Source organism: Chitinophagales bacterium (genome assembly GCA_020636495.1).
GTDB lineage: Bacteria > Bacteroidota > Bacteroidia > Chitinophagales > Chitinophagaceae > UBA5543.
The window spans coordinates 36889-59929 of sequence record JACJXQ010000010.1 but is presented as its reverse complement, the minus strand read 5'-3'; the positions used below and the strand labels follow the sequence as shown (position 1 = coordinate 59929).

The 23041-nt window shown below is 44.1% G+C and carries 43 protein-coding genes; all 43 read right to left on the bottom strand.

Annotated elements, in window-relative coordinates:
* Positions 1-94: 94 nt before the first annotated feature.
* Positions 95-439 carry a hypothetical protein gene (locus H6550_16255; protein ID MCB9047688.1) on the bottom strand — a complete coding sequence of 115 codons (345 nt, stop codon included), beginning with the start codon at positions 437-439 and terminating at the stop codon, positions 95-97.
* Between the two features lie 6 nt (positions 440-445).
* Positions 446-988: a hypothetical protein gene (locus tag H6550_16250; GenBank protein MCB9047687.1), complete on the bottom strand. Its 543-nt coding sequence runs from the start codon at positions 986-988 to the stop codon at positions 446-448.
* Between the two features lie 140 nt (positions 989-1128).
* Complete coding sequence (locus H6550_16245; protein ID MCB9047686.1) at positions 1129-1533, bottom strand: hypothetical protein; 405 nt, start codon at positions 1531-1533, stop codon at positions 1129-1131.
* Entirely contained in the window at positions 1533-2261 is a 729-nt protein-coding gene (locus H6550_16240; GenBank protein MCB9047685.1) for a hypothetical protein, read from the bottom strand. The genes H6550_16245 and H6550_16240 overlap by 1 nt, the downstream gene beginning before the upstream one ends.
* 100 nt (positions 2262-2361) lie before the next feature.
* Positions 2362-2676: a hypothetical protein gene (locus H6550_16235; protein MCB9047684.1), complete on the bottom strand. Its 315-nt coding sequence runs from the start codon at positions 2674-2676 to the stop codon at positions 2362-2364.
* Positions 2677-2683: 7 nt separating this feature from the next.
* A complete protein-coding gene (locus H6550_16230; GenBank protein MCB9047683.1) occupies positions 2684-2941 on the bottom strand; it encodes a hypothetical protein in 258 nt (85 codons plus the stop codon).
* Positions 2942-2960: 19 nt separating this feature from the next.
* Complete coding sequence (locus tag H6550_16225; protein ID MCB9047682.1) at positions 2961-3476, bottom strand: hypothetical protein; 516 nt, start codon at positions 3474-3476, stop codon at positions 2961-2963.
* A 5-nt stretch (positions 3477-3481) separates the two neighbouring features.
* Positions 3482-3862, bottom strand: coding sequence for a hypothetical protein (locus H6550_16220; GenBank protein MCB9047681.1), 381 nt, complete (start codon positions 3860-3862; stop codon positions 3482-3484).
* A 1-nt stretch (position 3863) separates the two neighbouring features.
* Positions 3864-4058, bottom strand: a complete 195-nt coding sequence (locus H6550_16215; GenBank protein MCB9047680.1) for a hypothetical protein — start codon at positions 4056-4058, stop codon at positions 3864-3866.
* Positions 4059-4894: 836 nt separating this feature from the next.
* Positions 4895-5332, bottom strand: a complete 438-nt coding sequence (locus H6550_16210; protein MCB9047679.1) for a hypothetical protein — start codon at positions 5330-5332, stop codon at positions 4895-4897.
* A gap of 157 nt (positions 5333-5489) precedes the next feature.
* On the bottom strand, positions 5490-5897 hold the full coding sequence (locus tag H6550_16205; GenBank protein ID MCB9047678.1) for a hypothetical protein: 408 nt from the start codon (positions 5895-5897) through the stop codon (positions 5490-5492).
* Positions 5894-6316 carry a hypothetical protein gene (locus tag H6550_16200; GenBank protein ID MCB9047677.1) on the bottom strand — a complete coding sequence of 141 codons (423 nt, stop codon included), beginning with the start codon at positions 6314-6316 and terminating at the stop codon, positions 5894-5896. The genes H6550_16205 and H6550_16200 overlap by 4 nt, the downstream gene beginning before the upstream one ends.
* Before the next feature lie 106 nt (positions 6317-6422).
* On the bottom strand, positions 6423-6923 hold the full coding sequence (locus H6550_16195) for a hypothetical protein (GenBank protein ID MCB9047676.1): 501 nt from the start codon (positions 6921-6923) through the stop codon (positions 6423-6425).
* 11 nt (positions 6924-6934) lie between these two features.
* Entirely contained in the window at positions 6935-7126 is a 192-nt protein-coding gene (locus H6550_16190; protein ID MCB9047675.1) for a hypothetical protein, read from the bottom strand.
* A 1-nt stretch (position 7127) separates the two neighbouring features.
* Positions 7128-7325 carry a hypothetical protein gene (locus H6550_16185; GenBank protein MCB9047674.1) on the bottom strand — a complete coding sequence of 66 codons (198 nt, stop codon included), beginning with the start codon at positions 7323-7325 and terminating at the stop codon, positions 7128-7130.
* Positions 7318-7500, bottom strand: a complete 183-nt coding sequence (locus H6550_16180; protein MCB9047673.1) for a hypothetical protein — start codon at positions 7498-7500, stop codon at positions 7318-7320. Before H6550_16180 ends, H6550_16185 begins: the two co-directional genes overlap by 8 nt.
* A gap of 143 nt (positions 7501-7643) precedes the next feature.
* Positions 7644-8111, bottom strand: coding sequence for a DUF2693 domain-containing protein (locus H6550_16175; GenBank protein MCB9047672.1), 468 nt, complete (start codon positions 8109-8111; stop codon positions 7644-7646).
* A 68-nt stretch (positions 8112-8179) separates the two neighbouring features.
* Complete coding sequence (locus H6550_16170) at positions 8180-8395, bottom strand: hypothetical protein (protein MCB9047671.1); 216 nt, start codon at positions 8393-8395, stop codon at positions 8180-8182.
* 31 nt (positions 8396-8426) lie between these two features.
* Positions 8427-8636: a hypothetical protein gene (locus tag H6550_16165; protein ID MCB9047670.1), complete on the bottom strand. Its 210-nt coding sequence runs from the start codon at positions 8634-8636 to the stop codon at positions 8427-8429.
* 12 nt (positions 8637-8648) lie between these two features.
* A complete protein-coding gene (locus tag H6550_16160) occupies positions 8649-9086 on the bottom strand; it encodes a hypothetical protein (GenBank protein ID MCB9047669.1) in 438 nt (145 codons plus the stop codon).
* 3 nt (positions 9087-9089) lie between these two features.
* Entirely contained in the window at positions 9090-9614 is a 525-nt protein-coding gene (locus tag H6550_16155) for a hypothetical protein (GenBank protein MCB9047668.1), read from the bottom strand.
* Between the two features lie 148 nt (positions 9615-9762).
* Positions 9763-10098: a LysR family transcriptional regulator gene (locus H6550_16150; protein ID MCB9047667.1), complete on the bottom strand. Its 336-nt coding sequence runs from the start codon at positions 10096-10098 to the stop codon at positions 9763-9765.
* A gap of 23 nt (positions 10099-10121) precedes the next feature.
* On the bottom strand, positions 10122-10274 hold the full coding sequence (locus H6550_16145) for a hypothetical protein (GenBank protein MCB9047666.1): 153 nt from the start codon (positions 10272-10274) through the stop codon (positions 10122-10124).
* A gap of 272 nt (positions 10275-10546) precedes the next feature.
* A complete protein-coding gene (locus H6550_16140; protein ID MCB9047665.1) occupies positions 10547-11017 on the bottom strand; it encodes a co-chaperone GroES in 471 nt (156 codons plus the stop codon).
* A gap of 22 nt (positions 11018-11039) precedes the next feature.
* Positions 11040-11636: an NAD(P)-dependent oxidoreductase gene (locus H6550_16135; protein ID MCB9047664.1), complete on the bottom strand. Its 597-nt coding sequence runs from the start codon at positions 11634-11636 to the stop codon at positions 11040-11042.
* 22 nt (positions 11637-11658) lie between these two features.
* Entirely contained in the window at positions 11659-12081 is a 423-nt protein-coding gene (locus tag H6550_16130; GenBank protein ID MCB9047663.1) for a hypothetical protein, read from the bottom strand.
* Between the two features lie 14 nt (positions 12082-12095).
* A complete protein-coding gene (locus tag H6550_16125) occupies positions 12096-12503 on the bottom strand; it encodes a hypothetical protein (GenBank protein ID MCB9047662.1) in 408 nt (135 codons plus the stop codon).
* A 30-nt stretch (positions 12504-12533) separates the two neighbouring features.
* Positions 12534-12815, bottom strand: a complete 282-nt coding sequence (locus tag H6550_16120; protein MCB9047661.1) for a hypothetical protein — start codon at positions 12813-12815, stop codon at positions 12534-12536.
* 1 nt (position 12816) lies between these two features.
* A complete protein-coding gene (locus H6550_16115; GenBank protein ID MCB9047660.1) occupies positions 12817-13146 on the bottom strand; it encodes a hypothetical protein in 330 nt (109 codons plus the stop codon).
* Positions 13147-13151: 5 nt separating this feature from the next.
* A complete protein-coding gene (locus H6550_16110; protein MCB9047659.1) occupies positions 13152-14021 on the bottom strand; it encodes a DNA cytosine methyltransferase in 870 nt (289 codons plus the stop codon).
* A 50-nt stretch (positions 14022-14071) separates the two neighbouring features.
* Positions 14072-15520 carry an AAA family ATPase gene (locus H6550_16105; protein MCB9047658.1) on the bottom strand — a complete coding sequence of 483 codons (1449 nt, stop codon included), beginning with the start codon at positions 15518-15520 and terminating at the stop codon, positions 14072-14074.
* Positions 15521-15531: 11 nt separating this feature from the next.
* Positions 15532-15927, bottom strand: coding sequence for a hypothetical protein (locus tag H6550_16100; GenBank protein MCB9047657.1), 396 nt, complete (start codon positions 15925-15927; stop codon positions 15532-15534).
* A gap of 176 nt (positions 15928-16103) precedes the next feature.
* Complete coding sequence (locus H6550_16095) at positions 16104-16316, bottom strand: hypothetical protein (protein MCB9047656.1); 213 nt, start codon at positions 16314-16316, stop codon at positions 16104-16106.
* A 26-nt stretch (positions 16317-16342) separates the two neighbouring features.
* Positions 16343-16768 (bottom strand): hypothetical protein, encoded by a 426-nt coding sequence (locus H6550_16090; GenBank protein ID MCB9047655.1) that lies wholly within the window; start codon positions 16766-16768, stop codon positions 16343-16345.
* Entirely contained in the window at positions 16683-17051 is a 369-nt protein-coding gene (locus H6550_16085) for a hypothetical protein (protein MCB9047654.1), read from the bottom strand. Before H6550_16085 ends, H6550_16090 begins: the two co-directional genes overlap by 86 nt.
* Entirely contained in the window at positions 17048-17452 is a 405-nt protein-coding gene (locus H6550_16080) for a hypothetical protein (GenBank protein ID MCB9047653.1), read from the bottom strand. Before H6550_16080 ends, H6550_16085 begins: the two co-directional genes overlap by 4 nt.
* Before the next feature lie 199 nt (positions 17453-17651).
* A complete protein-coding gene (locus H6550_16075; protein ID MCB9047652.1) occupies positions 17652-17876 on the bottom strand; it encodes a hypothetical protein in 225 nt (74 codons plus the stop codon).
* Positions 17876-18466: an N-acetylmuramidase family protein gene (locus H6550_16070; protein MCB9047651.1), complete on the bottom strand. Its 591-nt coding sequence runs from the start codon at positions 18464-18466 to the stop codon at positions 17876-17878. The genes H6550_16075 and H6550_16070 overlap by 1 nt, the downstream gene beginning before the upstream one ends.
* A 1-nt stretch (position 18467) precedes the next feature.
* On the bottom strand, positions 18468-19082 hold the full coding sequence (locus tag H6550_16065) for a hypothetical protein (GenBank protein ID MCB9047650.1): 615 nt from the start codon (positions 19080-19082) through the stop codon (positions 18468-18470).
* Positions 19051-19299, bottom strand: a complete 249-nt coding sequence (locus H6550_16060) for a hypothetical protein (protein MCB9047649.1) — start codon at positions 19297-19299, stop codon at positions 19051-19053. The genes H6550_16065 and H6550_16060 overlap by 32 nt, the downstream gene beginning before the upstream one ends.
* The gene (locus H6550_16055; protein ID MCB9047648.1) at positions 19296-19484 is read right to left on the bottom strand and encodes a hypothetical protein; all 189 of its coding nucleotides are present in this window, start codon (positions 19482-19484) and stop codon (positions 19296-19298) included. The genes H6550_16060 and H6550_16055 overlap by 4 nt, the downstream gene beginning before the upstream one ends.
* Before the next feature lie 142 nt (positions 19485-19626).
* Entirely contained in the window at positions 19627-21564 is a 1938-nt protein-coding gene (locus H6550_16050; protein MCB9047647.1) for an AAA family ATPase, read from the bottom strand.
* Positions 21565-21830: 266 nt separating this feature from the next.
* On the bottom strand, positions 21831-22985 hold the full coding sequence (locus tag H6550_16045; protein MCB9047646.1) for a ParB N-terminal domain-containing protein: 1155 nt from the start codon (positions 22983-22985) through the stop codon (positions 21831-21833).
* Positions 22986-23041: the final 56 nt, after the last annotated feature.

Here is a 23041-nt window from a genome sequence, read left to right as displayed (position 1 = left end):
GTACATACCAAAAATAAAAATAACGGGCGTTTTGGCCCGTTATTTTAAATAGTTAATTATTTATTTATGCGTTATTCTGTTTTAATAATGCAATTTAAAGATCAGTTAATTCAATTAATTTCAAGTAATCGGGCATATCAAACATATGGAAAGATTTATAAACAGCCCGACCAATATTAGCGGTGCTGTTTATCAGTAACCGTTTCAGTTTGCCCGCAAAGTTTTCTACCTCAAACAAAGTGTAAAAAGCCAGTCTATCACATTCAGCACCATATGTTACCGTATCGCCCGATTTAGTAGCATGTGAGAAATGATTTATATAGGCCTGTATCTTCATTTTGTCATACTGGTAAAATACTTTCTCAGATATGACGGTTTCGTTAGCGTCTGCATGTATAACCCGCCAAATTTTATTGGTACCTTCTACGCCTTTTCTCATGATGTACTATTTAACGGGCTCATTTTCACATACGGTTAATATCACCGGATCACCCGCCGCCAATACTTCAAATTCATCTAATATGGCGTATGCCTGGAAATACCAAACAATAGAACGGGTATCTATCCCCTCATATGTACCAAAACGATCATTCTCATGTTCAACCGTATCAAACCCGAGTATCGGGCAGGAATCAGATATTAAAGCCCCGATGTGCTCAGGCCGCAGCCAACTATACGCACTATTGCATATAATATCTTCAGATAGTTCCCACCAAATATTATAATTTGGCCTGTCAGGTCCGAGGTCGTTTATAAGTTCTATACCCTCGGGTGTTGCGGTTACTACCAGGTTGGCCAGGTCATCAAGTTTAAAGGACAGGTATCGCCCGTTTACCTCTAACCGGGTGCGTAATTCCTGCACGGCTGTTTTGTACGCAATTGATAAAGGCAGTGGTTGCTGTTTGCGTTCTTTACTGTCAAATTCCTGTCCGAATGCTAAGACGTACACCTGCCTTTGTTGCTTCTCTGTTAAGATGGTTTTTTGCATTGTTAAAAGTTTTAAGAGTTAATTATAAGTGCAAATTTATAAAACAAAACGGGTATAGGAAATTGTTAGTCTCTATACCCGTTATAATTAATCTCTATGCCTGAGACAGAAAGCCAGGACAATAATAGCCACCCCCCACATCATAGCAATGGTTTTACAAACCAATCAATGAATGAGCTGCGTATGAACTCCGGGGGTTTGTTTCGATACATCACCCGCTTAAATCCCCCGATCGTTGGCAACCAACGGGTGTAGCACCCGGCCTGTTTAATAGCTTCCTTTGCGGGTATTACCTGATCCTGTTCGGTTATGTGCATGTAACACATAAGGACCACCCGGCTACGGGCAAAGCCTGCGAAATTATACACCACTTTACCGAAACGGGTATTTAGTGTAATGGTCCAAGCACCTGTCAGTACACCCCCGCAATCTTCTAATAAGTAGGTCATCATAGTCCTGCGCAGCTTAGTAGATGTACTGGGACTGTACTCAATAGCTTTCGGGCTTTTTTTCTTGCGTCTCTTTATTTTTGCAGGTTCAAACATCAGTAATCGTTTCTTATTGTTAATTCGGATGGTACCACCAGGTCGGGCAATGATTCGTATATACGATAACGCACTGCCTGTAATACAATTTCAAAGGCAGCCTCATAAGTCTTTGATTCGGTTGCATCAATAGCCTGGGATACTTTTATACTTACACCTATCCTACATGATGTAACCCCCGGTAAACGGCACTCAAATACAACATAGTCAGACTTGGTTATATTTAAATAGGGCTGCTTTTTAGTTACCAAAAATGTATGCGATGTATTCAAAAGTACTTCAACCAAACGGGATTTTGTAAGCAGATCGGTATATCCCTGTGAATGGTCCCGGAACTGGACCACATAACCACGGGATAGAACCCCGTTCACTTCCAGCAGATCAGATTTTACAACTTTTCCCTTACGGTTGGGGGAATCAACCGGCACCGTTATGTTTGTGAACTCGGTAAAGTCATCGTTAAAAAACCCCGTTGGGTAAACATACTCGGGGGTTTCTATTACAGAAGTTTTACCGCCCACATCAACTGTAAGTTCCATACCAGTACAGGCATCGGGGGTATAAGTTTCCCCATCTATCTCAATACCAGGTATTTTACCGTTTATACGCTCAGCCAACATATGCATGTGCTGATGTAGCCCATTCTCAGCCTGATCCACTGTAAAATTATCAGGTACCTCAAATTCAACGTAAGCACCTACCCGTGCCCAAATGCGTAATTTCTGCATTGTTAAAAGTTTTAAGAGTTAATTATAAGTGCAAATTTATAAAACAAAACGGGTATAAGAAATTGTTAGTCTCTATACCCGTTATAAGTTTTGGTTATTGTTACAGCGGTGTGTACACATCTTCCACAGCGGTGAGTATACGCACCTTTGCCGTCATCATAGCATCATTGAACACATGCAAAGGCAATACGTGTGCCGGGTGTAGTTTATACTTATGTACAGCGGTCCCGTTACCCTGTACGCCTATAACTACCCAGTTTTCTTTGTCCGTAACAGGGTCCGATACCTCAGATACGATTAACTGATCGCCGACATCCAATCCGTTATCAGCTAATACGTCCAACTGTTCCCAGTCTATTAAACCCGTTTTTACGATAACTACCCGATCCCCGGGTTCGTATATTATTCTTGCCATAATGTGCTTATTTTATTAACGAATAAAGTTTATTCTCAAATTCCTGCCACGCCTCCATGGCTTCCTGTGGAATGACCCCCATAACGCAGAATGTACTTTCCATAGTTGTAAAGGGCCGTCCGTCAATTCCCGCTACACTATTGTGTGTACGCTTTGCAAAATATACAAATTCCCCGCCTGGTGTAAAACAGTTATTCCGTATGGTTTCTCCACCCATACTAACAATTTCTAAAGTTTCTGCTACCCCGTCATTAATACCTGACATAAATAAAAAATTAAGTGAATTAATATTCAAACCCTAATGCCTTAGCGATCTCCTTATTCACCGCCAGCAGGTTATAGTAATTACCGTCATCATTCGGTGATAACCTTAATATACTCAGGCAATTATTCCTATACTTCAAAACCATGGCAATACTCATACCCTCAGCAGTTTCAGTGTTTACATGTACACTGCCTACCCGTAAATGTTCGGGGGTGTTGGCTAACTGCAACAGCCTGTCATACCTGTCTTTATCATCCGCCCGTGACTGTTCACCTGCCTTGTCATCTTTTACCGGTTCTGTGTTAACCCCCGAGTTCCAGCCTGCTATGTACCCGGATACGAATGCGTTTATACTGTGAGCATAACCGCCATACGGATGATTATCCGGCGTTACAACCCCCACAACCACCCTACGCCCTTGCAAGGTACTCTCGGTTGCTACGAATACGCATAAGTTGTGTCCTGGGAAATTACTTTTAATAGCATCCACCAAATGCGGTGGTATGTCGCTTATATTGTCGTAATAGAATGTCATAGTACTTAATTTTTATCAGTGTGAATATTACCACACAACACCATAGTGTCGGGGGTGTTTATATCCATAGCACTTTCATCCCCGGCACGGAGTATCAGGCCACCGTCAATTCCCCGCCATATGGTGAATACGAGCTCAGCAGGCCAATCATCTTTACCGCACCGTACTTTGTCACCTATGTACAGGTCATCGCCCTCATCATCAGTCATATCCGTATAGTCAGATATAGTGTCGGGTATTACCTGTATCGGGTCGTTTTTGTACATGATGCACCACTTATCAGGAAATTCCGGTGTTGATATAGGCCAGCCATAAATCCAGTCACCCGTAGCTATTGAGATGCCACGGAATTTGAAATTGTTTATATATGGTTTTACTTGGGTCATGTTAGCTGTTTTTTTTTGGTTCTGCTACGAATAGTTGATAATAACCGGCGGGGTGTTTTATCTTACGCACCTTACGGTAAAGCTCTTTAGCCTCCTTGATCATACCAGCATTACGTTCATCGGTCATACACAAATCAGCATAGTTTACCATGCGTACTCCGTTTATTGTCCTGTAACAATCTGATTGATGTTTCATACCACAAATGTAAACACTTGCCGACATTTAGTACATACTTATATTTTATCGGGCGTATAGACAAATCCTATGTAGCAAAAAACGGGTAACAATCTTTACACGTCAGGGTAATGTGTAAAATATCTTTACATAAAAATACCCCGTAGAAACGGGGCAGGAAATAATTATAAATGTTCAGCTCTTGGACCACAAATATAGCAAAACCCGCTGGTACGAAAAAATTAACTCACTTAATTTTTCACATTTCAAATCACATAAAAATCGTATTTGTATTTACGGGTAAAAGCACCGTAACTTTGTACCCAACGGGTCTTAAAGTTTTCACCCCCGGTGGTTAGGAAAAACCACAAATGAAAGTTCTACGCTCTTTATAAGAAAGCCCCACGGTAGAGATAATATCAAGTTACGTGAGGAAAGTATGGACATCCCCGAAATACCTGCGCTGAATTAAAGGCCGTCAACAGGTAACCTATACGATACTGTTCAATCAGTCACAGAGGATGATCCCCGTCAAGGTATGCGGATTTATAATTAGCCCGATTATCTGCCACTTAGTCAGTTGACAAGCCTGGATAATACAAACCTTAAGATAATTTACTGGTGTATTCATTTATTGAATATTTAGTGGTCAAATGTCGTGATGACACAAATCCCCGCCCCAGTCAGTTATCGGTAGGTAAAGGGCCTGATATACCCCGAGGGGACGAGGGGAAATACTAAAACATAAGAAAGGAAAACCCCCGGGACGGGTAAGTATTAAAAAGGGGGATACCCCCGAATAGAAAAAGGGGCAGAGATAACTCCCCGCCCCCGCATATAGTAGGACAAATGCGCTATTAATCAGTACACTCAGACCATTCACTACACTCCCGGGTACCTCCCCAGGTCTCATCGTTTATACCCGTACCGTTCGCATTACTAAGCCAGTACTGCTGGTAATCTTCGTTCGCAGCATACCCGTAGCCCGCCGGATCAGTAGGATTAATGTTATCAAACCCGTAGGCTACATTTTCAGCATCTTTGAGCACATCCATGTCAATATCATAAGATGTTATCAACCCACCGCAATCGGTGATGACGTGCAGGCTTTGTGATATTACGTAGGGTATCCCCGCAAATGTACCGTAGTGGGTTTTCTTTATCTCAGTCACCTGGCACCCGTTGTTGTCTGTGTAATACCTGGTAGATGTTGTGTAGAACAGGGCACTGGCCACTGTAGGTAGTGCTATTGCTATGCACATGAATAACCCGATCAACGCTATTAGTTTTTTCATAAGTTTTAACTGTTTTTTTTTAAGTAAATTAATTAGTGTAAAAATGTATATAATTCCCCGTACCGGGCGGCGCTCTTGTGACCATGCTGATTATTTTTTAGATTTTAATAATGCTTCAACGAGTTCATTATCCATTTTTTCCCGCATACGGACCATGTTATGCTTCACCTACAGGCATTCCTGCGAACATACTACCCACCACGTCATCAGGTGGTTCCGGTGTAAACCTGTACAGATCACACACCATAATATGCCCGATGTCATGGAGGTCATGCAGCAGGTTGTGTAGTATCTCCATAAAAGTACCAACCTGGTATGCAACTTTTCTACGCACCAGGTATTTATCCTTATACTTCTTAACCACGTCCTGCCCGCCATCCAGCTCATCCGTATTCAATAGTACCAAGTTATCGAATACTATAAACTTGCCTTTATCCAAGTTACATAGCTTTACTACCATCTTGGACGGGTTACCGGTAAGTGTGGTTGATCTGTATATGCGGGTAAGCACATACCCGTCTGTGTAACCAATCTTAAATGCTTTCTGTAATTTTTCTGTTGTCATGCTCTGTATACTTTAAGTAGTTTGATTGTCCAGTCATACTCGTTGCATAAGCCAGGGTATGTATATACCATACTTATCGCCGATAATATACACTTAAATTTGCCTATCTTTCTGCCTGCGAGGTGCGTATCGTATAAATTCCATAGTTCGTCATGGCCTGTCAGCGATTGGTGAAAACTGTCGGGTAGGCCGTCTACTCTAATGTTCCCATTATTAGTTTTTACGGTACACTTATACAACCCGTAAGATGCCGTGCAGACATCACCGCCGAATATGTGCGTTGAATATGACGGTCTGTACCGTAAATACCCGTGCACATTAAACGGGTTAAGTGCTTTTATACGGCGTATCATGTGCATGGCTTTGTATACCATACGGTCTTTAGATGCTGTGCGGGTAAATGATGCTTGTTTGGTCATACTTTATAGATTGTGTATTATGTAATTAATAATCCCGCAGATAGCCGCCATAATAGCCAGCATGAGCAGGAATACAAACCCCCGGATGTAATGATGTTTGCTCATATTATTCAGATTTAGTTATAGCTAACCCCGCATCTACCAAGTCCCATATGGTAATACGCTCCGTACCGTTGACACCAGTATATTCTGTAAGATACCCCCGCATACGTAGATAATCCAATACGGCAGGTCCGAAAAAACCAGCTAACCAACCCTCACTCTGAGCAATTCTGCCCACAAAGTCAGAAAATTTCAGGTTTACGTGTATGCCCGCATCTATGGACTTGGAACAATCAACGAAATATGTGTACGTATTACCCGATACTTTACCCTCTGTGGCTATATTGTTGCCTGTTATTATTTTGGCTACTACCAAACGGTCCATAGCTGTTATTTTAGATAACGGCGTAAGTACCAGCTTACCGTTAGCAAAATTTTCCTGTATGGCAAAGTCAAGTGTTTTAGCGTCTACCCGACAGGGTGTGCCCTCATCATCTACATAAGTAGTAAGGCATCCCCAGTAGGATGCGTATAACCTTGCCATAAATTCATTAGTGTATTTCATACTATAGTTTTTTAGTCTATGATACTTTGCCAATATTTGCCGCTTTTAAAGCTGCAAAACCATTTACGGGTAGTTGTATATACCCTGACGGAGAATTTGCCTGTACGGTGGAGATATACCCCCAATACGTGCGGGTTTTCATAAGACACCCGCTTACATTCCTGTACCGCATCCTCAAAGCTATCAAATAATGTGGTCCTCATATCAATTAATTGAGTTAATGTTATACGCATCTATACCCGTTGCTTTGTTGTAGGCTGTCATCAGTTTCCTTACCTGAGCTTTCCATGCGGGTAATTCCCGTTTATTGCGGGGACGATTATCCAGCAGGGTAGTTACCCGTTCAGATAGCCTTACGGGGCAATCATCGGGGTATTTGGTATCTGTGACGTGCTTAATCACCGGATACCTCATTTACTTGCCCCTGGTGCTTTTCCTCTAACGCTGCGATGTATGCGTCTGCTGTGGCGATAGCTCTACGTATTAAGTAGTCGGTGCTGGCACCACTGTTTACGGAATTAGCCAGCACGCCCTGCAAAGCGGCTGAGTAGATTTGGTTCTTTTCAGATCGTGTCATATGAAAATTGTTTAGAACTCAAAACTACAAAACCAAAGAATAATAAGTAATACTTATAATTTATAGGTACTATAACATTTGGTTATAATAAAAAACCCCGATGTAGAAACACCAGGGCTTAGGAAAATTGCAATTAAGCATCTTTATAGTTCCAGCACGGACAGCAGGTCATCCTTTCGGTACTTACGCCAGTCCATAGCGATTAAGTCAAAATAGTTCTGCCAATCGGGGTTAGGTGTAGGTGCCTTACGACCTACCGTTGGAGAAATGAGCTTGTCGAGTGCTTCTATATGCGGTTGTATGGAACTAAAGAATGAGGACCCGTCACTCTCTGAATCAGACTCATCCAGCCTATACGCACTGGTAATGCTCTCAGCCAGGTTGCGCACCTGCCGTAACTTAGCTGTTTCTTTAGCATCATTCAGTAATGCCGGGTGTAGTGTACCTACGGTCTGTTTAACACTCCCGTCTTTTTTGGTGTATGAGAATATGCATACCCCGTGATTCATGCGGTCCAGTGCCAGTTCCTGTAATTGTACGGGGTCTGCAGCGGTTGCGTTGTCTACCCGTAGTGCCGGGTCCCCGATGTGTGTTGCTTTTAGTTCAAACATTTGTATCTGTTTTTAAGTTAATTAATTTTTTATTCCCCGCATAGCTTTTCGGCGGTTAATGTGAGTTGTTAACGTCTGTCTCTTGTGAACGATGTTACCCTCCTGCTCTTTTTGGGCTTTCCTACCTTAATCCTAATGCTATCATCTGTACCGTCTGTTAACAGCAGTGATGTTATTTCATTTGACCTGCGCATGTCTTTAGGGCTTATAAATGCAGCATTTTTCATTTTAATAGTTAACTGCTCCTGTTCTGATATTAAAGCATTACGTTCGTCTTGTGTCATACTTTTTATTTTGCCCTTTACAGGTGATTAGTCAATTAAGTAATTCTATTCCGGGGATTGCCCGCTGTTCGGCGTACAATCGTGCGGGGGCATTAACAAGGCAATTGATCGCAGCGAGTAAAGCCCCGCGGTGTACATAACTCAGGCTGTGCACCTGGTTATCATCATAATAGTCAACCGTGCGCCAGTCCCCGTAGGGTGACCTGAAAGTGACTATGTAGTTTTTTACCTGTGTATCCATTGTTATATAGCATTAGTTAAGTACTTTAATGATAACGTCCAAAGGCTTTACCCCCGCCTCCACGGGGTTTACTAAATCTTTAGCCTGCCCGATAAGTTTGTATTCACCGTCAGGTAGTTTAACAGACTGTGGTACATAATATGACCTGAATGACAGGAACGCCCCATTGTCGTTGTGGGTGATACACAGTCTGTCTATCCTGCCCTTACCGTTCATAGGTACTATCAGGAACTTATCATTTTTGTAAGTAAACAGTCGTATTTCATCAACCATAATAGGGGCAAAGTCTGTACAATCAGTCTCCTCTGTTTGTACTTCTGTAGGGTCACCATTTTCCCAGTGACCTTTGGTACATTCAGCTATACCCGTACATGGTGGATACTCATCCATACCCGTTCTGTATGCTGTGTAGTGTATGCAATTATTGCATATGCGCTTAATGTCTCCCATTATTTATGCTTTTACTGCCAACCCCGCTTCTATCAGGCTCGGCACGGTTATGAATTTAGTGTCACGTAGGTTCATAGGATCAGGGCTATCAAACCCCGAATACCCGCAATCGTACCCGAGTTGCTGCAATAACCTCACCGCTACGGGGGATTCCTTAACGGTATCGTCTACCCGAAGTTTTATAGGAGTTAATGGAATAACATCAGTAGAATTTGTCATAGGTATATGTACGTCTATGACAAATTTATTATTACCGAACCTACTGGCTATGGTCAATACCGGTTCGTGCCCGCCGGTCCTGTATTTATCCAATAGGTGCTTATGCAGCACCGAGGCCAGTAACAATACATGCTCTCCTGATATATCATACAGCGGGGTTAACCTGAGTTTCACATCTTCAAACGGCCAGGTATTTACCCGGTGGGCATAAACGCTCGTAGCCAACAGATCATAGTCATAATGCGCTACCCGAACACGGCATGGGCAATAAGTATGGAACATGCCGCTTAAAAATCTGTCGCTATACATATCTATATTTTATTTACTATTTATTTTAATGCCCCGTGCTGGCGTTATTTTTTCTAAAAGGTATAATCTACCGTCACGGTCATAGATAACCTCGTCAGTGGAAGATATGGCCGCCCCGCTGTATGTACAGCGTACCACATCATCTGAATTACCCGCTGGTTTTATTACCCGTGTTTGCCGGTACGCTTTTAGTGCCTGGTAGCGGGCAAGTCTTTTCATATTCACGGGCAGTCTGTGCAATAGTATCAAGTAAGTTCTGAACGTCTTTAGCATATCCTAATATTTTTTCCCCCGCTTCGGTGGTGGTTATGATCGAACCAGTGTTCCCCGCAGTACGGTTAATGAGTTGAACGTTTAATGAAGTTTCCAGTGCGGATATACCCGTGGTCACCGCAGGCTGAGAGATGCCGAGTACTTTTGCTGCCTGCTTTAAAGTCCCCGCTGTTACCGCTACCCGTAGGTATTCCAGTTGTTTTAGTGTCATTGATCTGTTTTTTGTTGTTTAATTTATACGGTTTGTGGAATTACTTCCAGTTCCTCAATAAGTTCCTCGGCTGTTATGTCGGATAATTCGTGTTTGGGTTCTACCTCACGGAAATATTTTACCCACACACCCCACGGTTCCCCGGTAAACGGGCATAATACTATATTCAACCTCATATACGGTTATGCAGATTTTACCTGTTTTGGTACACTTATCAACACATGATACTGTGTACTCATTGCCTATGACAAACGGTGCCGATACTACCTCACCGCCTATATAAACTACTCTACTACCTACTTGCATACTTTTGACTTTTAAGAACCCAAAACTACAAAACCAAAGAATAATAAGTAATACTTATAATTTATGGGTACTATAAAGTTTGGTTATAATAAAAAAGGCAGGGTAGAAACCCCGCCTGTAACCCTTAAACTAATAAACCATATCATTCGGCTGTATCGGAATCCTTTTCGGGTATTTCGATAGCAGGCTCAGGACGGCGGTCAATACCGAATATATCAGTACCACGCACCAGCTTGTACACCTGCCCATCTATTTCAAGTTCATTCCCCGCAAAACGGGAATAAGCAACGTAGTCCCCCGGATTAACTTCTATCACCCGGCCTTCCAGGTTAGTTCCTACGGCAAGTACCACACCCCAATGTGTTTTCTCATCCTCTTTCTTTTTGTTGATGGCGGTGATGATACCACTCTGTGATACTTTTTCCTCACCCTCTGGGTCGGGCATGATAAGCACACGGTCATCGAACACCCCGAAATCAGGGCAAGCCCCGATGGCATATTTCATACGACTCACCTGCGTTGTAACAGGTATACCGTGCGGTGCTTTGGATGTTTCGTAGTACTTCCCGTTTTTCTGTGAGTACGTGTACTCTGTCTGATCTGTTGTATTCATATGTCTGTAAAAATTAAGTTACTTAATTAAACCATTTAAGTTCTGTTATACCCGAGTATCCTTTCTCCCAAACAAACCAGGCATAAGACACAGCACTACTGCCTGACTGTGAAAAATCCCCGTTAATGGCACACTTTATACGGGAGGATGATACATAAACAGTTTTTGGTGGATACTCAGTAAACAATTCCTGTCGGCCCTTGGATTCAAGGAAAAGTGTCTTTAGGAACATAATAACATGCCTGCCATCAGGTACTAAACTCAATGCCTTTCGTACAAATTCTTCAGCGTATTTGTACGGGGGGTTTGTAATAATATCCCCGTCAAACGATTTATCCCAGTTAAGGAAATCTATACCGGCTTTACCGTAGCCGCGATCTATTAGGTCAGAACTGCGTACCTTAAACCCGGCAGCGGCAAATACTTTACTTAGATGCCCCGCACCGCACGCACACTCCCATATATTAGGGGACAACGGCAATAACCCCATTAGTAGTTCTGCAGCAATTGGGTCAGTAGCATAATAGTCGTGCGCTTCCCTATCGTGTGCTACATGGTTGGATGCCCCGAGTGCTGCATACGTACTGCGCTTATTCCCCGTCCAATCTTTATTTGCCATATGTCTGTAAAAATTAAGTTACTTAATCAATGTACTTTATGTCACCCTGTCCTAAAGGTCTTATACGCTTATCTATCATGGGACCTGAGCATAACGCAGCCGAAATTATGCTAAAATTAGTGAGTATCTTATCGGGGGTCTGCGTCCAATCATAATCACCCCGCATGATCGGCGTTATGTACGTATCACTGGTACCCAACGCATGTAACTTGTCCTTGTACATGGATACCTCTCCCACTATAAATCCCCCCTCCTGTACACCTAAAAAGAAAAACAGATCAACATACCCTACCGCATTACTTGGGCTATAATCCCCAACTGTCGCAAACAACGGTACCCGCCTACCCGCCTGATCCAACAACATCCCACGTGTTATAACATAGTACTGTTTCGAGCTCACGTCATTGTTATTGGGATAAGTCCCCTCGTATAATAGTTTTATCATAATACTTAGTTTTACTATCGTATTGAGTATTCCTGTGAAATAAACCTGTAAGTGTGCTCCCCGTGGTAAACACCTACCTGAGCAAGCCCCCTTGGGACCATTTCTTTGCCCGCCAAAAGTATCAGTGTAGGTAAGTTGGTCGGGGTCAGTAAAAATGTGTCACCATCCTGCTGTAAAGATACCCCGACCTTGAACGGGTATTCATACGGTAGTAATCTGTTATACACCGTGGCCAGTGCTACTAATAGCTGTTCGGGGTCGGGTTGCGTAAGTCCTGTCAGCAATACCGCGCAATGCTTCATACATACGTGTATATCGTTTATCATTATAGCTGCGGGGCTGTAACGGGGTAATGAATGTGCTTTCTGCTCTATGCCCCGTGCCCAGGAGGCCATGAACGCCCGTAATGCGGGTTGTTGCATTGTCAATTTGATGTTACCTGATAGCATATGTTATTGTTTTGGTTGATCCTTTATTTCATTGGCCATCCCCTCAAATACTTCCAGCATATCTTCCATCCAAGCTGCCCGTAGTGTCACCATCAGTATCAACTGGTCAAACTTATAGATTTGATATACCAGTATCCCCGAGAGTACGTAATCTGCCGTGTCCGACAAAGTTACATTACCCGTATAGTCCAGCACGCCCAACATTACTATAACGGCTATCACCGCGAGTCTGAATGCTTGCGTAACTATAAGTCGGGTTGTCGCAAGTTTCCTGAAATCTTTCATATCATTTATCATTTAGTAACTCAAATATGTGCCATACATAACCACTGCTCTGTACAGTAGCTAAGTAGATATGGTCAACCCCCTCAAACCCGAATAATTCGCGCGTACCGGTGGGGAATATCTGAAACCTGCGGGTTACAGTATCCTCCACGGGTATCAACTGATTAGATACCTCCGCAGTGTCCTTAACCCTGAACCTGTACCATATGATTATACTCCTGTGCTGTTCTTGTACTGATAAGATAACAGCGTCTTTTGGAAGTTGTAAACGCTGTGGGTCATCTACAAGTGTTAACGCCTGCTTATGTATAGTGAACTGTACTTTTTCCATAACACTTAATTTAGTATAGTATCAAAAATATAGGTAATAACATCAACATTCCACGCATTACCTATAAGGCGCACAGCCGTTGCCCTTGATACGGGCTTAGTGTAGCCGTCAGGCAACCCCTGCAGCCTCTCTAACTCTACCTGTGTATAGTACCTGAACGGTAGGTTACGCTTGAATGCATCCCTATACCTGCCTGGGGGTAAGGGTGACAACACATTATCCTTATCAACCGTAGTGATGGTACAGGCCTTATTGGGGTTATACGCCCTGACTTCTAAGCACTGCGTTATAGGTATCTGTTTATTATAGTCCTCCCGCACCCCAGATGCGTTCAAACGCCTACTTACTATACAAGCCTTATTAGGGGCACCCAAAAAATAATCAGACGGTTCCAGTATATCCTTAAGCAATATACCGCGATCCGCGGGTTGTGTAACACCGGGTATGTTTGTCCAATACAACCGCTTACGCGATTGTGCTGATACCAATGCAGCATCTATCATTATAGGGGGCAGTAATCTTGCCTGAATAGTAATAATGTCTCTCCACGTAGGACGCATTACTACATTTTCAAGTAATACCCGCGCTTTAGGATTAATACCCAGCAATTCACGCCATATACGTACAAACTCAAAAAACAACGCACTACGTGGGTCACTAAAATTAAGCCCTTTACCTGCTGAGGAAAACCCCTGACACGGAGAACCTGCGAGTAGTAGATCAGGTACATCAGGCAACGACTTAATAGTGATGCCCTTAACGTCACCTAATTGTACAATGTCAGGGTAGTTAGTCGAGCTAACAAGGATAGCCGATTTATCCACCTCTGACACATAGTATTTAGAAACACTGATACCAGCCCGTTGTAGTGCCACGCGCCCACATGATATACCGTCAAATAAGCTCAATACAATCATAGCCTAATTTAAATAATGAATAATCGGTGACGGGGGCGGCTGAATGCGGTATACAGAATACGGTTACGTTCCCGTTCTTTTCTGTTAGCACGGATGTCCCATTCCAGCACCACCGCGTTATCATAGGTACTGCCCTGGCTGCGGTGAGCAGTTATCGCGTAATTATACCCCACACGGGCGAATTTGCGCATGAACTTGTAATACTGCTTCCATGCTGCAGACGCTTCCCGGGAACCGGGTATCTGAGCTTTAGCCCCCGCTTTCATCATACCAAGCAGTTTCTCATATACTTCCTCACCCTCGTGTGTTGTGATGCGGAATACCTTACGTACGGGTAACCCGTCTATGCCTATACTTTCTACAGTGGTTGAGTAGTAAGGTATAACGAACTGTCCGTCATTTATGTCCTCAACGGACTCCCTGAATGATATGACCGTGCACTCCTCATTGGCTGACGCTATAATATCGTCCCCGTCAAATACGGGGTCAAGGGCTATCAACCGTTCACCGGGTTCTATGCGTTGCAGTGACTCAGGGTACAGCATTCCCCGGATGCGGGTATTTATACCATCCACCGTTTTATTACGCCAGGCTATTACTTTAGCGAAGTCGCTGTCTACTGCAAAGTTCTGAGAAGTGAAAAGCAGCCGTAACAGATCATCTAATCCCTTTGTGTCTGATTTATCCAGCACATACACCCCCATGTCATCCTTTACGGTATTTTCCGCTGGTTTGAACGGGGCGGTGGATGATATGTTCAATCGTACCTTGGTGGTTAACGCGAGTATAGGACTATCAGACGTTTGCCTCACCGTATCAGGCATGGTAACGTACTGGCACCTGAATTTCCTGCGCTGCCGGTTAATGAATAGGGTGAAATCATCCGTACCTACTGGCGGGATTTGTACCTGATCTCCTACGAATATCACCTTTAACCCGTCCTCGGCGTATTCCCAAAGTCCTTTTACCTGGGAATCCCCGGTGAATAATGTACTGTCCAACATAGAACACTCATCTATCACCAGCAGGTCGTATGTTGACAGGTCCACCTTATTCATCTTACGATCGTAGTCCTGTACGAACTTTATAGTACCATCCATCTGTATCTGCTCTTTCAGGCCAAGCAGGGAGTGTACGGTCATGTACTCTAAACTCGGGTGTGCATAATCAGCCATAGCCACACATACCCGTACTGCTTTGTTCGTAGTAGCGGTGTGTACCAGCTTAGGGCCTGACCCGGTGACCATGAAGTATTCCATGAATACTGACATGAGGAAGGACTTACCCGCACCGGCGGGGCAATCCAGCATCAGCAGGTTGGTGGCCTCATCATCCATGAACCCTATTATTTGCTGTAATGCATCCTGCTGTTGCGGGTATAACGTTGAGAAGTCAGGCATAGCTATACTACGCTTAGGCTTTGCCAACTTTAGTTTAACGGGTGGGAGTGTGAACATCAGTATATATTTTACGGTTCTATTTCAAATCTTATATAATGCGCGGATAACTCTTTATGCGGGTCGGTTATCAGCTTGGTATAATACCCGAAGCGGCATAGGTAAATGTACCCGGGTTGTGACGTAGCTATAGTAAACGAATGTGACTTAGATACCACCACGGGGCGGTGGATGCAGGCTATATCAGTTTTACTGTACACGTACATCAGGAGAAAAAAAGTAACGATGCGTAGCCACAGAGTATCTACATAACAAAATGATATACCATTAGCAAGATCGTAACCCACCCGATTTGTTCGTTCACCGGTGGGTAATTGCTTGTTGGGTAGTTTAAAGTCGTACGCCCGTTGCAGTGCGTTCATGTAACTTTCATACACCCAGTTCGGTATTTTTATATTGTCTGCCATATTAACTCAGTTAATTTTTTAGTATTATAACCTTAACTGGCAACAAAGTAAATCGAAATATCGGCAATTACCAACATATTTCTTTCTATCGGGGGTATAAGGAATATCTATAGCACAAAAAACCCCCGCAGTAGACACTACGGAGGTAAACCTATTTATAACCTGGAATGAAAAACTTATTTACCGTTCGGGGCGTACGCTAAGGTAGTTTCAGTAAGTACTACCTGCAGCAGCGGTTTGTCATGCGTACCTAAATCCACATAGTCCACATCCCCGCGTTTGATGGCTGCATAAATAGCATCAGAGGTAACCCCCATACTATCTGCGAACCCGCTGACACTCTTTATGTCAACCCCCGGCTTTAATATTGAATCTTTATCTAAAAGCATATGCAAACATACAAAAATATCGGCAATTACCTAAAAGCTATATACGCCAGCATACCTATGAATACAATGACCAAAGCCCCCCGTTCTATCTTTAACCAGCGTATCTTACGTTCCTGTTTCTTTAGGGCAGTGTCAAGTTGATTGATCAGTCCACGGGAATAGACCACATTACGCATACACGAATCCCGTTGTGTTTCCAGTATAACAATAGCCGTATCACGTTGTGATATAGATACCCGCATTGCGGTGACTATACCATTCAACATAATAACACTATCACGGGAAGCATTGAGTTGGATGTAACCCATACTGTACAGGGTATCCATCTGAGCTACGGTGATAGCTATAACACTGTCACCGTTGTAGTTAATCAGTTTCGGGTAACCACCTTTTGAATACCCCGATACGACCGCTATCAGGCAGGCTGCGATAGTTAGTAAGCACTTTCTCATATTTGTGTTGGATTAAATTAAGTGAGTCTATTTTATCGGCTACCACCGAATCCTGCATCACCGTACGTTTGCGCAGACTATCCAGGTCGGACTGTAAAGCGGCGTACATGCTGTCGAATATGCGGGCTTGCTGCTTGTAGTGCTCTACCTGTTCCCGTACCCCGTACATAGTAGTACGCTGTTGGTTGAACAGGGAAATAGATATAACTATCCCGAGCATTGATAACCCGAGCAGGATCGCAATAGCTACCCGCATATTCTTTACTTGCCTTGATTGTGTCATTTGTCTGTTTTTACTTTCTTAATAAGTTTTATGACGTAACACAGGATAGTATCATAGAAAGTAGTACCGATGCCAAAGGTTACAGCCAGCTTGAACCCATACACGGAATTATCGTCAGCACCCGCTACGGTGAGTTCATCAGTACCTAAATGTCTGAGCGCGGGTATGAAAAAGAAAGGCAGGGCTACCAGTATGCCTATGATAGCAACCGTCCAGTGCTTAGATGCCCGCTTACCCGTGATGTACAGGTCCCGGTACCATACCTTGCTCAGCACATCGTTCAACCCGTCCTTGGCCATGTAAGAGAACAGCATGAACGCTACCAGGTACACCGTATCGGTTATAGCCAATAGTGAGTTGATCAGTCCCTGAATGAAGTCAAAAAAGAATGAAGTATCCATCGTAGTAATGTTTAGGATGTAAATATATGAAAAATAAAAACCCCGCTGGTAAGAATACCGGCAGGGTAATATATAATGCTCATCATTAGGATACTTTTCGCAGGCGGTCATCCACTGTACGTGTTCCTGTTACCATAACCGATATATAACTGCAATTATACCCCGGCGGCCTACGAGTAAGGTTAATTCACTTAATTTTTTATTGACGGTTATGCTGGTTCAACAGATAACACCCTTCGGTACTGAACCTGTCGTATATCCGTTGCAGATCAGCTATTACCAGCTCTAAACGCTGCTTGTCCGTACTCCACTGCAATACACCATTAACATCACCCGACTTGGTAGCTGCATCCAACATACCCGTTACAAAGGTAAGAATACTCTTGTAATCCCGTATCTGCAGCCTGAGTGTGAACAGTAACATTACTTTGACAATTTAGCGTAGGCATCTGCCATACGGGTATCGTAGTTATTTTTCTTGTAAGCGGACCCGTTGTAGCGCAGTGCGAACCCCGCCCAGTCTTTAGCTATCAGGTATTTCTGCAGTTTCTTATATTTTATGAATGCTATAAACATTCTCAGGTGCCCGTCAGCCCCTTCAAACGCATCATTGATAAAGTCCTGCAGGCTGGCATACCCGAGGTCTTTCCACTGGTATGCCATTACCTGAAAAGCCCCCCAACTACAAGATGCCAAAGCTGCATCACGGTGTATCTTAACCGCCCGTTGTAGTTTACGGTGCTGTTCTGATTCTGTACCATACCTTACCTGCCCGTAACGTTCCGCGATAAGTCCCCGGTTAGTGGGGTCACGCATCAACTGTTTCGGATCAAGCCCGTGCAGTTCCAGTTGTTCATAGAATACGTGCGCCTCGAAAAGTATCTTAGGCTGTCCGTCAGGTAAGAACCCGCTACCCCGGCTTTCAACCGTTGCCACCGCTTTGATCGCGGCTATTTCGCAGCCTAACTCTATGGCAGCCTGCCTGTACATAGCTTCGCTTATTGTCTTTTGCATATTACTTAGTTTGATGAGTGTCTATGTAATTTACCAAAAATTGTAGTTTATTCACTACGTAAATGAACCGGTCATACGGATAACGCTTCACCAGGTCACTTAAAAGATATGCTACAATACCATCACCTGTGAACTCCTGCGGTACCAGCAGATCGGGTACAGACCCTCCGTAATCGGTGGCCAGCACTACCAAATAATCCTGGTACTTCTCACCGTCATGCATAAACTTACCAAGCCCGTTATAACGTATCATAGCCATAGGTAACCGTTGGGAACGCACCGCATCGGTGGTAGCCTGCTTCCATATCTTATATACTTTGGAGTTTGCCCGTAATTCTTTAGTGTAAGGAACCGCTGCCAGGTGCTTTGTTTCTACTGAGAACGGAAAATCAAATCCTTTGGTATCACATACTATATCCCCGGTTACTTTAGCATTGTCCTCCCAACGCAGTCCTCCCGATTGAGGTACCCGAACGAACCTTGCCCCCGTCCAAAGTCCGAGAGACTTCGCAGCTTCCCGTTCATTGGCATTACCTTTCTGCTTCCCGTTTATACTACGGGTGCGTACGGGTAAATTGAATATATCATGCCTCATCGTTCTCTTTGGTTCCGTCATCTATAAACTGTTTAAACCTGTCAGCGTATTTTAAGGGTACATCCTTTACATTTTTCCGGTGACTGGTGACATGTACCATATCACAAAATTCGCATCTATATGACCGCAACTGCTTACCTGTACAGAACTTCTCAGCTTCCCGTAGTGTCGGGAACGTAACCTTACCCGATGGGCACGGTTTCAATGCTCTGCGTATCTTGGCCTTATGCGATGTCATGGCACATATGTAGGTGGAGATTTGACATTACCTTCTGCCGCGCCCTCAGCATCATAATCGAGTACCACATCCCCGTCATCTTTGCCTATACGCATGATGAGTATGGTGCATAAAACTACCAGTAACAATAGTAGCAAAACCACGCATACTACAAACGCTGTATTTAAAGTATTCTCAACAGACATATACCTATTTTTTACGCAAGTCTAATATGATCTTTACAATGCCCCAAGCGGTGATACCTAACGTAAGCACTACCAGTAGCCCCAAACAGGCAACTACCCCATAACTTAATACCGTGTTATCCATATAACAAATTTACAAAGATTAATTAAGTTCACTTGGCTGCCCGTCAGTACCCCCGGATATTTCTATGCGCACAGCATCGTTTACCTCAACGAACGGGGAGTGTGACACCACATACACCGCCTGTTGTTCAGACTTCCTGCGGATAACCTCATAAGCCAATTCAATACCCGCCTGATCGAGTGACTCGAACAACTCATCCAATATAAGCAGGTTACACGGGTTCTTGTAACAGGCAAGGTCATTCATAGCGAATGCCAGTACCACATCTACCCGTTGACGCTGCCCGCCTGACAAGTCTGAGTAATCCAGTTCGTGCCCGTCCTTGTATATGGTAGTGACAAACGGTTTCGACTTCTTATCGAGGTCAATAAAGAACTTGACGTGGTACCCGAAATAAACCGCGTACTGTGCTGCGAACTCATTGAGCTTGGCCAGCATGGCACTGAATATATAAGACTTCAAGCCTTTTGAACTGAAACCCTCAGTTATCCACCAGGTTACCTTATCCAGCCTGTTAGTGAGTTCTTTTGTCTTAACTGAATTTTCCCGTTGTTTGGCCTCGGCCTGCGCTATGGTATCATCAAACGCGGTGATGTCCTGTTCAACGGGTTCCTCGTCCTGTGCTTTGGTCAGTCGTTGCTTAGTACGTTCCAGTGCTGTGCGTGTCTCCTCTATGCGTGCTTCTATAGAGGTCACATCATCAGATACTGTTGACTCGAATTTAGCTTTAACTAGCTCATACTCTTTGTACGCGGCATCGTAGGTAGCCCCCGCTTCCTGCAGTTCCTTATCTAACCGTTCCAGTGCGGTGACGTAATCTCCCTTGAAACTGTTCAACCGAGCGCGTTCAAGTTCCTGCTCCTTCATCTGATCACTCAGATTTTTCTTTAATGTCTTTATCTTGTCAGGTTTCACCGGGGCACCGCATGTCGGGCATTCAGTGGCTATATTTGTAGCCTGCCCAGAAAGCTCCTCAATTTTACGGGCAATTCCAGCCGTTTTACGGTCAATATCATCCAGGTTGGACTTCTGTACCCTGATGTCTCTTTTAAGTGCGTCCTGAGCTTCCTGTGCAGCCGTAGCGGCATTTAAAGCAGACTTGACATCGGCAGCGGTAGTATTACCCGCTTTTTTCTTATTGGCAGCTACCATGGCATCCCGTTGGGCCTTCAAGTCCTCATACCGCTGCTTAAGTTCCCTACCCTCAGATTTGATGTCATTTATGCGCTCCTCTTTAGCCGCATTGAAGTTATCCAGGTAGGCCTTAGCCTGATTACGTTGTGCGGTGGCTGAATCTATCTGCACCTGTAATTTGTAGTCCTCCGTGGATAACGCGGTTATCTGATTGTTCAGGTCTACTTTTTCGAGATCGGCCTTGGCCTTAGCATCCTCTACCCACCCGAGATCAAAGAACTCCTCGAACAATTCCCGCTTCTCAACCCCCGATGCTTTTATCAGCCGGGCAAGCCCCTGACCGAATACCAGCGAGTTTATAAAGGCTTTTGCGGATAACCCAATGATACCGTTTATGTACTGCTGCTGGTCTTTTTTGTACAAAGCATCATTGACCATATGTTCGGATGTGAACTTACCCTTATCGGTAACAGGTTTGGAAAATATCATCAATTTTGATTCCCCTTTTAATCCGAAGGTAGCCCCCGAGTAGTTAAGGTGGCGGGCTATCATGTACACCGTACCCGCTATCTGCATACGCAGCATTACCCGGGTACCTTTGTACTCTTTGCCCTGCATCCATTTATAGGTCTGTACTGCTTTGTTGTCTGTCTCATGCAGGTTCTGCCCGTACAGTGCCCAAACCAGTGCGGAAAACAGGGTGGTTTTACCCACCCCGTTCGGACCGCTTACCTGGTATAAACCCTTATCCCCGAATTTGAAATCTATCGGGTTGACATATGATCTGAACCCTTCAATACGAATAGCTGATATATTAACCATAATTACGCTTTTAATATTCCATTTTTATGCGGTGGGGGCAGGACTCGAACCTGCATGTAGACTTAGGTGCTTCACCAATGACCCAAACAACAGTGTGCATGTGCCGTCAATCAACTTACGTCTATGGCTAATAGTCAGCGGGTGCTAACTGTCTACTTCCAGCGGCTACCAATTTCGCCACCCCACCGGTTACAGGCGGGGAGATGCTGGTTATGTTGCTTTATGCATCTCCCCTGTTATACGACTACCTGTAAGTTTATACTATACTATTCCCCGAAGTCATCGAACTCATCCTCAGCATCGGGGGCGGGTTCGTCCTTTTTCTTAGCTACCTCTTTTTTCTTTGCGGTAGCTTTAGGGGCTGCAGCCTTTTTAGTGGTTGCTTTCTTTGCTGCTTTTTTAGTAGCAGGCTTGTCATCCTCAGCGGCTGCTTCCTCCATCCTGTCTTTTAGGGATTTTTTCTTTTCAGGTGCAGCCGGTGCGGGAGTCTCCATAACGATAAACAACGGAGCTATCTCTACCACCTCGCATTTACCCGATACCAGCCTGATGAGGGCATCGAGTATTTCCAGCGGTTCAGGCTTCACCGTTTCTTTAGGCTGCGCAGTTATTGACTTGTACAGGCCTTCCAGTATATCTAAAGCTGGTGCCATCTTTGACTTGGCCGGTGCGGGTTTACCTTCCGGCTGTTCAGTGTCCTCATCTTCGGGGTCGGCTGTGCGTTTCTTAGTAGCCGCCTTAACAGAACTTTCACCGACACGTTTTTTACCTGACTTCTCAGCATGTTCAGCCGCTTCTTTGGCTATCTCATCTGCCTCCTCCTGGTTAGCTGCCGCATTCAGAATATCCAGCGCAGCCGCCATGGTAACAGCACCCGCTTTTACCTGTTCTTTCAATGTAGGGGACGCTTCTTTCATGAACTTAAGACAGTTGGTAACATAGGCGGGGGTTTTACCTATTTTATCAGCGATGTCTTTACCTTTCATTTTCAGTTTGGCCAGCCTTTCGATACCCTTTGCCTGCTCGTACGGGGTAAGTTGCTTCTGCTCAGTACCCGTTATCAGCATAGCCAGCAGCATCTGTGTCTCAGTTGTCTCTTTAGGGTAGATACTCAACGGTATAAGCACCGGGTTGTCAGGATTCTCCTCAGTCAGCATAGTAGCCACCCCGAGCCTGCGTGCCCCGTCAAATATCTCGTAGATAGGCTGCGTGTTACCTGCATCGTCTGTTATCGGATTGTTCGCACCATCCATCAGGATGCGGTCCGTTTCCCGCACAAGACAGTTAACCAATATACCTTCCTCCTTAATAGAGGTCTTTAATTCGGCTTGTTGTTCAGCCGTTCCGAAATCTTCACGGGTATTGAACCCTGGTATGATCTCGATCTGATCGCAATATGCGTAACCCATTTCATGTTTCATATAAACTATTTATTTTTTGGACTGTAAAAATATACAATATCGGCAATTACTAAAAT